The following is an 8215-nucleotide window of genomic DNA, read 5'->3' as shown; positions in this document are numbered from 1 at the left end:
TCCGAATTCCGGACACGCCGAGGCATGCCGAAATACTTCCCGATAAAGGGTCGTACAGGTGGTGGTGGAGGTCGTTGCCACGGGCTCGGCGTGCGGCCCAGCCGCCCGGCAACTCGAAGAACCTTACACGCCGACGCGTCCCTCATCAAATCCCGTAAGCGCGTGACGTCCCGGGCCTCCGGGGCGTACCGTCGTCCCATGACGAAGCACGCGCTCACCCAGCAGTGGTGGGCCGCCTGACGGCGGCCCAGTCAGCGCATGCACCCACACGGCCGCCGCCTCGGCGGCCGTTTTTGCTGTCCGTGGCGGTGGTGGACCACGAAGGAGACAGCGGCCGATGAGCAGCCCGGCAACCACCCCGTCGACCACCCGGTCGGACACCACAGCAGGCACCCCCCGCATCTTCAGCGGCATCAAGCCCACTGGGCACCTGACCCTCGGCAACTACCTGGGCGCCGTCCGCCAGTGGGTCGAGACCGACCAGCACCGCGCCGACGCCCTCTTCTGCGTCGTCGACCTGCACGCCCTCACCGTCGACCACGACCCCGCCCGCGTACGGCGGCTCAGCCGGCAGGCCGCCACGCTCCTGCTCGCCGCCGGCCTGCGGCCCGAGCTGTGCACCCTCTTCGTGCAGAGCCACGTCGACGAGCACACCCGCCTCGCCTACCTCATGGAGTGCACGGCCACCGACGGGGAGATGCGCCGGATGATCCAGTACAAGGAGAAGGCCGCGCGCGAGCGGGCGACGGGCGGCAGCGTCCGGCTGTCGCTGCTCACGTACCCCGTGCTGATGGCCGCCGACATCCTGGCGTACCGGGCGGACGAGGTTCCTGTGGGGGACGACCAGGCGCAGCACGTCGAGCTCACGCGCGACCTGGCCGAGCGCTTCAACCAGCGGTACGGCCACACGTTCACCATTCCCCGCGCCGTGCTGCCGGCGGCCGCCGCCCGCGTCATGGACCTCCAGGACCCGACGGCGAAGATGGGCAAGTCGCACGCCGAGACGTCGGGCATCGTCTATCTGCTCGACGAGCCGGACAGCGTCCGCAGGAAGATCATGCGGGCGGTGACCGACAGCGGCAGCAAGGTGGCCCACGACCGTGACGAGCAGCCGGGCGTCACGAACCTGCTGGAGATCCTGGGCGCCTGCACGTCCCGCAAGCCGGTGGAGCTCGCCGAGCAGTACAGCTCGTACGGCGCGCTGAAGAAGGACACCGCCGAGGCCGTGCTGGAGGTGTTGCGTCCCGTCCGGGAGCGGCACGCCGAGCTCTGCGCGGACCCGGGGTACGTGGACGGGGTGCTGCGCGCGGGCGCGCAGCGGGCGCGCGGGCTGGCCCGGCCGACCGTCGACGCGGCCTACCGGGCGATCGGCCTCCTGCCGCCCGCCTGAAGAGCCCCTGCCCGCCCTGCCCTCATCGCCCACCCGGCCCTCCTATCCCGCTGCCCGGAACGCCCGGCGGTAGTCGCGGGGACTGGTGGCGAGGCGCGCCGCGAAGTGCTGGCGCATGGTGACCTCGCTGCCGAAGCCGCACCGCCGGGCGATTTCCGGCATGGGCAGGGCGGTGCGCTCCAGCAGCTGCTGGGCGGCGGCGATGCGCTGGTCGAGGAGCCAGCGGATGGGCGTCGTACCGGTGCCGGCGGTGAAGTGGCGGGCGAAGGAGCGCGGGGACATGCCGGCCCAGCGCGCGAGGTCGGCGACGCTCAGGGGTTCGGACAGCCGGCGCAGCGCCTGCTCCCGTACGGCCGCCAGGACGTGGGACGTGGACGTGGACAGGTCGGAAGCTCCGCCTGCTGCACGGGAAACCCGGGCGGCCGTCGCCGGGTGCTCGATGAACTGCGCCTGCGTCCCCGTGCGGAACGGCGCGGTGACCATCGCCCGGGCGATGGTGGCGGCGGCCTCGGCGCCGTGGGCCGTACGGACGAGGTGCAGGCAGAGGTCGATGCCGGCGGCCACGCCGGCTGCGGTCCAGATGCCGCCGTCCTCGACGAACAGGGCGTCGGCGACGACGTCGACGGACGGGTGGGCGGCGGCCAGGAGAGTGGTGAGGTTCCAGTGGGTGACGGCGCGGCGGCCGTCGAGCAGCCCCGCCTGCGCGAGCACGAAGGCGCCGCCGCACAGGGACGCGACCGGAGTGCCGACCTCGTGGGCGCGGCGCAGGGCGGTGAGGACGGCTTCCGGTACGGCGGCCAGGTGGTCGTCGACGCCGGGCACGACCACGAGGTCGGCGTTTTCCAGCCACTCCAGGTCGCGGTCGGTGACCAGGGTGAGGCCGCCGGGCATCGCGACGGGCCGGGCATCCGGGCCGCAGCGGCGCAGTTCGAAGGCGGGTGCGCCGCGGTCGGTGCGGTCGATGCCCCACACCTCGGTGATGACGGCGACGTCGAAGGCCCGTATGCCCGGGAAGGCGACGAGAGCGATGCGCTGGGGCGGCGGCTGTTGCGGCATACGGGTCATGATGGCGCCGCGCCCCGCCCCCTGACCTCCGCCGTTGGCAGCCGCTCCGCCACGGCCAGGACCCCGGCGGCGCCTTGCCGGCGTCTTGGCAGCATCCCATCGAACGCCGTCATTGCTGCCACTGTCCCTGGCCGCACCCACCCAGCAGGATCATGGTCATGGACACCACGCAGCTCCGCGCTCCCCGCCCCGAGATCGCCCCGAACGCCGCCCTCGTCGTCATCGACGTGCAGAAGGGCTGGCTCGATCCCGTCTTTCCGCCCCGCAACAACCCGGCCGCCGAGGAGAACATCGCCGCGCTCGTCGACGCCTGGCAGGCGGCCGGCCGGCCCGTCGTCTTCGTACGGCACGACTCGCCCAAGGCCGACTCGCCGCTGCGGCCGGGGCAGGAGGGCAACGACTTCCAGGACTTCGTGGAGCAGCGGCGCGGCAAGGGCACCGGGCCCGAACTGCTGCTCACCAAGACCGTGAACTCCGCGTTCATCGGCACCCCGGACCTGCGGGCCTGGCTGGACGCGGCCGGCATCCGGCAGATCGTCGTGGCGGGCATCATGACGAACTGGTGCGTGGACACCACCGCCCGCATGGGCGGCAATCTGGGGTACGACGTGATCGTGCCGGTCGACGCGACGCACACGTTCGACGCGACGGGTCCGGACGGGCAGCTGCTCACCGCCGACGAGCTCGGCCGCGCCACGGCCACCAACCTGCACGCGGGCGGCTTCGCCCGGGTCGTCCCCACGGCCGCCCTGATCTGACGCCCCGGGAGCTGCCCCGGGGCTGCCCCCGAGGCACGGTACGGGGCCGCCGCTCCCTCAGCCGTTGCCGGAGGCCAGCTCGCGGCTGCGGTCGCGGGCGGCCTCCAGGGCGGCGATGAGCGCCGCCCGCACGCCGTGCTTCTCCAGCTCGCGGATCGCGCTGATCGTCGTGCCGGCCGGTGACGTCACCGCCTCGCGCAGCTTCACCGGGTGCTCCCCGCTGTCGCGGAGCATGACGGCGGCGCCGATGGCGGCCTGCACGATGAGGTCGTGCGCCTTGTCGCGCGGCAGGCCGAGCAGGATGCCGGCGTCGGTCATCGCCTCGACCAGGTAGTAGAAGTACGCCGGCCCGGAGCCGGAGAGCGCGGTCGCCGCGTCCTGCTGGGACTCGGGGACGCGCAGCGTCTTACCGACCGGCTTGAAGATCGCCTCCGCGCGGAGCAGGTGGTCCTCGGTGGCGTGCGAGCCGCCGGAGATCACGGACATGCCCTCGTCGACCAGAACGGGCGTGTTCGGCATGACCCGGACGACGGGCGTGCCGGCGGCGAGCCGCGCCTCGAAGAAGTCGGTGGGCACGCCGGCCGCGGCGCTGATCACCAGCCGGTCGGCGGGCAGGTGGGGCGCCAGTTCCTCGAGGAGGGTCCCCATGTCCTGCGGCTTGACCGCGAGGATGAGGGTGTCGGCGGCCTTGGCCGCCTCCGTGTTGGTGACCACCTCGACGCGGTAGCGGGCGCGCAGCGCCTCGGCGCGCTCCGGGCGGCGCGCCGTGCACATCAAGTCGTCGGCCGACCAGCCGGCGCGGAGCATGCCGCTGAGGAGCGCCTCACCGATCTTTCCCGTGCCGAGCACGGCGACCTTCTGCTGCTCCGAGCTCACCTGTGCGTCACCTTTCCGCTGCGCGGGGCTTCGGGTGCCATCTTCGCACCACGTCGGTGGCGCGTGCGGCGTCCGCCGGGGCGACCGGAACCGGGCTCTCCCCTTCCCTGACCCGGCGTTTACATCGTGGTTACACAGCAACTCACCCACGGCGGCCGCAACTTGGCCAAAATATGGTCAGGTGATTACCGGCATGGTTCGCCCGGTCGCAGCCTGCCCGCAACCTGTCGGTAGCCGTAACAGTCGCAACAGACGTCCGCCACCGAGCCGCCAGCCACGAGCCGCCAGCCCTCAGCCTTCAGCCGCCAGCCGCCGGCCCCGGCCGCCTGCCTTCTTCCGCCCGCTCCTGCCCGTCGTCCGCCCGGCAACGATCCTCACCGCACGCTGCGCGCGCCCCGGCGCGCTGGAGGCCATCGTCATGCAGAAGCCACCACAGCCGTCCCCCTTCCGCCGTGTCCGGAAAGTGCCGCCCCGCATTCGCACCCGCATCCGTGCCCGCACCCGCACCCGGGCCACCCTCCGGGCCGATTTCGCCGCCTCCCTCGTCGTCTTCCTGCTGGCCGTCCCGCTCTCCGCCGGCGTCGCCGCCGCCTCCGGCGTACCGGTCGAGCTCGGCCTCGTCGCCGGCATCGTCGGCGGCCTCCTCACGGGCCTGCTGCCCGGCAGCAGCCTCCAGGTCAGCGGCCCCGCGGCCGGGCTGACCGTGCTCGTCTACGAGGCGGTGCGCGAGTACGGGCTGCAGGCCCTGGGCGTCCTGGTGCTCACCGCCGGCCTGATGCAGGTGGCCATGGGGGCGCTCGGGCTGGGCCGGTGGTTCCGCGCCCTCTCCGTCGCCGTTGTGCAGGGCATGCTGGCCGGCATCGGCATCGTCCTCATCGCCGGCCAGCTGTACGCCCTCGCCGACGCCGACGTCCCCGACGGAGGCCTGGCGAAGCTGGGCGGCCTCGTCACCCTCATGACCCACACGGTCACCTCCACCGACGCCCTCCTCGCCATGGCGGTCGGCGCCGGCACCGTCGTCGTCCTCGCCCTCTGGCACCGCTTCCCCCGCACCGCACTGATCGTGCCCGCGCCACTGGCCGCCGTCGCCGTGGCCACCGCGGCCACGACGGCGCTGCGGCTGCCGGTCGACCGCATACGGGTACGCGGCGTCCTCGACGCGATCCAGCCACCTGGGAGCGGCGCATTCGCACGCCTAACAGAGTTCGGGGTCCTCGGTACCGTGTTCACCCTCGCTCTCGTCGCGTCGGCCGAGGCGGTCTGCGCCGCGACCACCACCGACCGTTTGCCCACCGACCGTCTGCCCACCGGCCGTCTGCCCACCGGCCGCGGCACCGGCACCGGCTACGGCCACCGCTACAGCAAGGAGCTCATCGCCCAAGGCGCCAGCGCCCCTACGAGGGCCTCCCGCGTCCTCCACGCCGTCTGGCTGCTGGCCTTCGCGACGGTCCTGCCCTGGGGGCTGGAACTCGTCCCCGTGGCCGCCCTCGCCGGTGTGCTCGTGCACACCGGCTGGACCCTGCTGCCCGCGGCGGAACTGGGCCCCCTGTGGCGGGACCACCGCGGCGAGGCCGCCGTTCTGGCCACGACCGCGGGGGCCGTCGTCGCGACCAACCTGTTCGAGGGCGTCCTCGTCGGCCTCCTCACCGCGGTGGCCAAGACGGCGTGGGACACCTCCCAGGTCACCGTCGAGACGACCCGTAGGGCGGACGGCGTCGTGCACGCGCGCGTGCTCGGCCACGCCACCTTCCTGCGGCTGCCGCGGCTCCTGGACGAACTCGACGCCTTCGCCCGCAAGGGTTACCGCGTCCAACTCGACCTCGACGGCCTCCGCCACATCGACCGGGCCTGTCTCACCGCGCTCACCGCCTGGTCCGAACGTCAGGCCCGCCACTGGGCCGCGTCGGACGGCGGCGAGAACGGCGAGGGCGAGGCGACGGGCCGGGTCGCGGTGGCCTGACGGATTGCGCTGCCGCCGCCCCACCGTGCCCTCGCCGCCGCCAGCCGTACGAAGCCCACCGTCGACCGGACGATCCGCTCCTTCAGCAGCACCGCCGGCCGGCCGGTCAGGGCGGAGGGGCGCGGGGTGTCGTCCCCGTGCACCCACTGCACGAGCGCGTCGCCCCGGCCGAGGCTGATGCACTGCCCCGAGAACCGGTACGAGAAGTCGCGCAGCCGGCGCCCGCCCAGGTCGGCCCGGACGGACGCCGCTCCGTACATACCGGCCGGGATCGCCACCGCGCAGCTCATCCGCAGGCCTGTGCCGGCGGCATCGCCCACCACGTAGACGGAGGCGTCACTGACCGAACGGAGCCGCCCGTCGACCGCGACCCGCCCCTCCCGGTCGAGCGCCAGACCGGCGGCCCGCGCCGGCTCGTTCACCGGTCGCACGGCGGCCGCCCACACGACGACGTCGGCGTCCACCTCGTCCGCCGACGCCACCGGCCGGCCTTCCTCGACCCGGACACCCAGCCCGGCCAGTACGGCGAGCACGTGGGCCCGGCCCTTCGCCGACAGCCCGGCGCCCACCATCCCGGCCGTGACGAGTCCGACCTCCCACGCCGGGTACGCCTCGGCGATCTCCGACGCCATCTCGATGCCGGTGAGCCCGCCACCGACGACGACCACCCGCCCGGCCTTCCCGGCGAGCAGACGCCGGTGCAACTCGGCAGCGGTCTCCGCAGTGTGGAGGCGCCCGTCCCCTCCGGCCTGCCCGTCGGCGTAGGAGGAGGGCGTGTTCGTGACGCTGCCGAGCGCGTACACGAGCCGCGCGTACGGGAGGACGTCGCCGTCGTCCGTACGGACGTGCCGCGCGGCCAGGTCGAGGTCGACGGCGCGCGCGGCGACGTGGTGGACGCCGGTCCCGCGGAGGAGGGCGGCGAGCGGGTGGCTGACGGAGGGGCGGCCGGCGGCCAGTTGGTGGAGCCGGACCCGCTCGGTGAAGCTGCGCTTCGGGTCCACCAGCGTCACCGGTACGTGGGGCGCCAGCCGCAGGGCCGTGACGAGGCCCGCGTAGCCGGCGCCGAGGACGACGACGGGAGCGGTGGTCTGCGAGAGCTGAAGGCTGTGAGCGTTCATGCCCTCGAGACGACGCAGCGGCAGGATCTGTGACGTGCCGCCGGTCACACCGTCAGACGACGGTTTCACCCGGATCGGGGAGGGCGGGGACGTGTCGCAGCTTGTCCGGGTTGACGACGGCGTCGATCTCCGTGATCCGGCCGTCGTGGACGCTGAACGCGAGCACCGCCAGCGGCTGCCCGTGCTGGAAGAACACCAGCCCTGGTGCGCCGTTCACGTCGCACCTGACGACGCGCATGGCCAGCGGGTCGTCCTGGCCGAACTGGCCGTACTTGCGCCACAGGCCGAGGCCGTAGCGTGCGGCCTTGTCGTGGCCGACGACCGCCCGGCGCGCGGCGTTGATCTTTCCGCCGCCGTCGGCGCGCCAGACGACGTCGGGGTCGAGAACTTCCATCAGGTCCGCAAGTTCTCCGCCCGTGCTGGCGGCGAGGAACGCCTCGACGGCACGGCGGTGTTCCTCCCTGTCGACGGACCGCCGGGGCGCTTCGGCGCGTACGCGCTTACGGGCGCGGGACGCCAGCTGCCGCACGGATTCGGGGGTGCGCTCGATGACGTCGGCGATTTCCGGGAAGGACACGGAGAAGAGGTCGTGCAGGACGAACGCGGTGCGTTCGGCCGGCGTCAGCCGCTCCAGGACGACGAGCAGGGCCATGCCGACGGACTCGTCGAGGGCGACCTGCTCCTCGACGTCCGAGCCGTCCGGACGTCGTCCGCTCCCGCCGGCGCCCGTCACCAGCGGCTCGGGCAGCCACTGGCCGACGTACGTCTCGCGACGCGCGCGGGCGGAGCCGAGCTGGTCGTAACAGATGCGGCTGACCACGGTCGTCAGATAGCGCCGTGGGTCCTCGGCGACGGAGTCGGGCAGCCGGTGCCAGCGGAGCCACGCCTCCTGCACGGCGTCGTCGGCGTCCGCCACGGAACCGGTGATGCGGTAGGCGACGGCCCAGAGGTGACGACGGTGATCCTCGAAATCCGTATGGGAAGCCATGAACGCAAAAATGCCGTAGGCCCCGGTCAAAAACCAGGGCCTACGGCTCAAAAATTGTTC

7 protein-coding genes are annotated in these 8215 nt (G+C 73.2%); 3 read left to right on the top strand and 4 right to left on the bottom strand.

Features of this window, described 5'->3' with window-relative positions; all coding sequences use genetic code 11:
- Positions 1–337 precede the first annotated feature (337 nt).
- On the top strand, positions 338–1390 hold the full coding sequence (gene trpS / locus IE305_RS32675) for a tryptophan--tRNA ligase (RefSeq protein ID WP_190133481.1): 1053 nt from the start codon (positions 338–340) through the stop codon (positions 1388–1390).
- A 42-nt stretch (positions 1391–1432) separates the two neighbouring features.
- Here trpS and IE305_RS32670 read toward each other — a convergent pair whose 3' ends face one another.
- On the bottom strand, positions 1433–2446 hold the full coding sequence (locus tag IE305_RS32670; RefSeq protein ID WP_373311804.1) for a GlxA family transcriptional regulator: 1014 nt from the start codon (positions 2444–2446) through the stop codon (positions 1433–1435).
- A 167-nt stretch (positions 2447–2613) separates the two neighbouring features.
- Between IE305_RS32670 and IE305_RS32665 the strand changes: the two genes are divergently transcribed.
- Positions 2614–3213: a cysteine hydrolase family protein gene (locus IE305_RS32665; protein ID WP_190133479.1), complete on the top strand. Its 600-nt coding sequence runs from the start codon at positions 2614–2616 to the stop codon at positions 3211–3213.
- Positions 3214–3270: 57 nt separating this feature from the next.
- Here IE305_RS32665 and proC read toward each other — a convergent pair whose 3' ends face one another.
- Positions 3271–4089 (bottom strand): pyrroline-5-carboxylate reductase, encoded by an 819-nt coding sequence (proC, locus tag IE305_RS32660; RefSeq protein WP_190133478.1) that lies wholly within the window; start codon positions 4087–4089, stop codon positions 3271–3273.
- Between the two features lie 418 nt (positions 4090–4507).
- Here proC and IE305_RS32655 point away from each other — a divergent pair, with 418 nt between their 5' ends.
- Positions 4508–6049 carry a SulP family inorganic anion transporter gene (locus tag IE305_RS32655; RefSeq protein WP_190133477.1) on the top strand — a complete coding sequence of 514 codons (1542 nt, stop codon included), beginning with the start codon at positions 4508–4510 and terminating at the stop codon, positions 6047–6049.
- Here IE305_RS32655 and IE305_RS32650 read toward each other — a convergent pair.
- Together IE305_RS32650 and sigJ are read right to left on the bottom strand one after the other, a co-directional pair.
- Positions 5971–7167 (bottom strand): NAD(P)/FAD-dependent oxidoreductase, encoded by a 1197-nt coding sequence (locus IE305_RS32650; protein WP_190133476.1) that lies wholly within the window; start codon positions 7165–7167, stop codon positions 5971–5973. The genes IE305_RS32655 and IE305_RS32650 overlap by 79 nt on opposite strands.
- 52 nt (positions 7168–7219) lie before the next feature.
- Positions 7220–8155, bottom strand: coding sequence for an RNA polymerase sigma factor SigJ (gene sigJ, locus IE305_RS32645; protein ID WP_190133475.1), 936 nt, complete (start codon positions 8153–8155; stop codon positions 7220–7222).
- Positions 8156–8215 lie beyond the last annotated feature (60 nt).

The organism is Streptomyces mashuensis (assembly GCF_014654785.1).
GTDB lineage: Bacteria > Actinomycetota > Actinomycetes > Streptomycetales > Streptomycetaceae > Streptomyces > Streptomyces mashuensis.
The sequence above is the reverse complement of the archived record's forward strand: the minus strand, read 5'-3'. Positions and strand labels throughout refer to the sequence as shown.

Bases quoted from the DNA above. Each gene is read 5' to 3' on its own strand.
- trpS (WP_190133481.1), top strand. From the start codon at position 338: ATGAGCAGCCCGGCAACCACCCCGTCGACCACCCGGTCGGACACCACA.
- IE305_RS32670 (WP_373311804.1), bottom strand. From the start codon at position 2,446: ATGCCGCAACAGCCGCCGCCCCAGCGCATCGCTCTCGTCGCCTTCCCG.
- IE305_RS32665 (WP_190133479.1), top strand. From the start codon at position 2,614: ATGGACACCACGCAGCTCCGCGCTCCCCGCCCCGAGATCGCCCCGAAC.
- IE305_RS32655 (WP_190133477.1), top strand. From the start codon at position 4,508: ATGCAGAAGCCACCACAGCCGTCCCCCTTCCGCCGTGTCCGGAAAGTG.
- IE305_RS32650 (WP_190133476.1), bottom strand. From the start codon at position 7,167: ATGAACGCTCACAGCCTTCAGCTCTCGCAGACCACCGCTCCCGTCGTC.
- sigJ (WP_190133475.1), bottom strand. From the start codon at position 8,155: ATGGCTTCCCATACGGATTTCGAGGATCACCGTCGTCACCTCTGGGCC.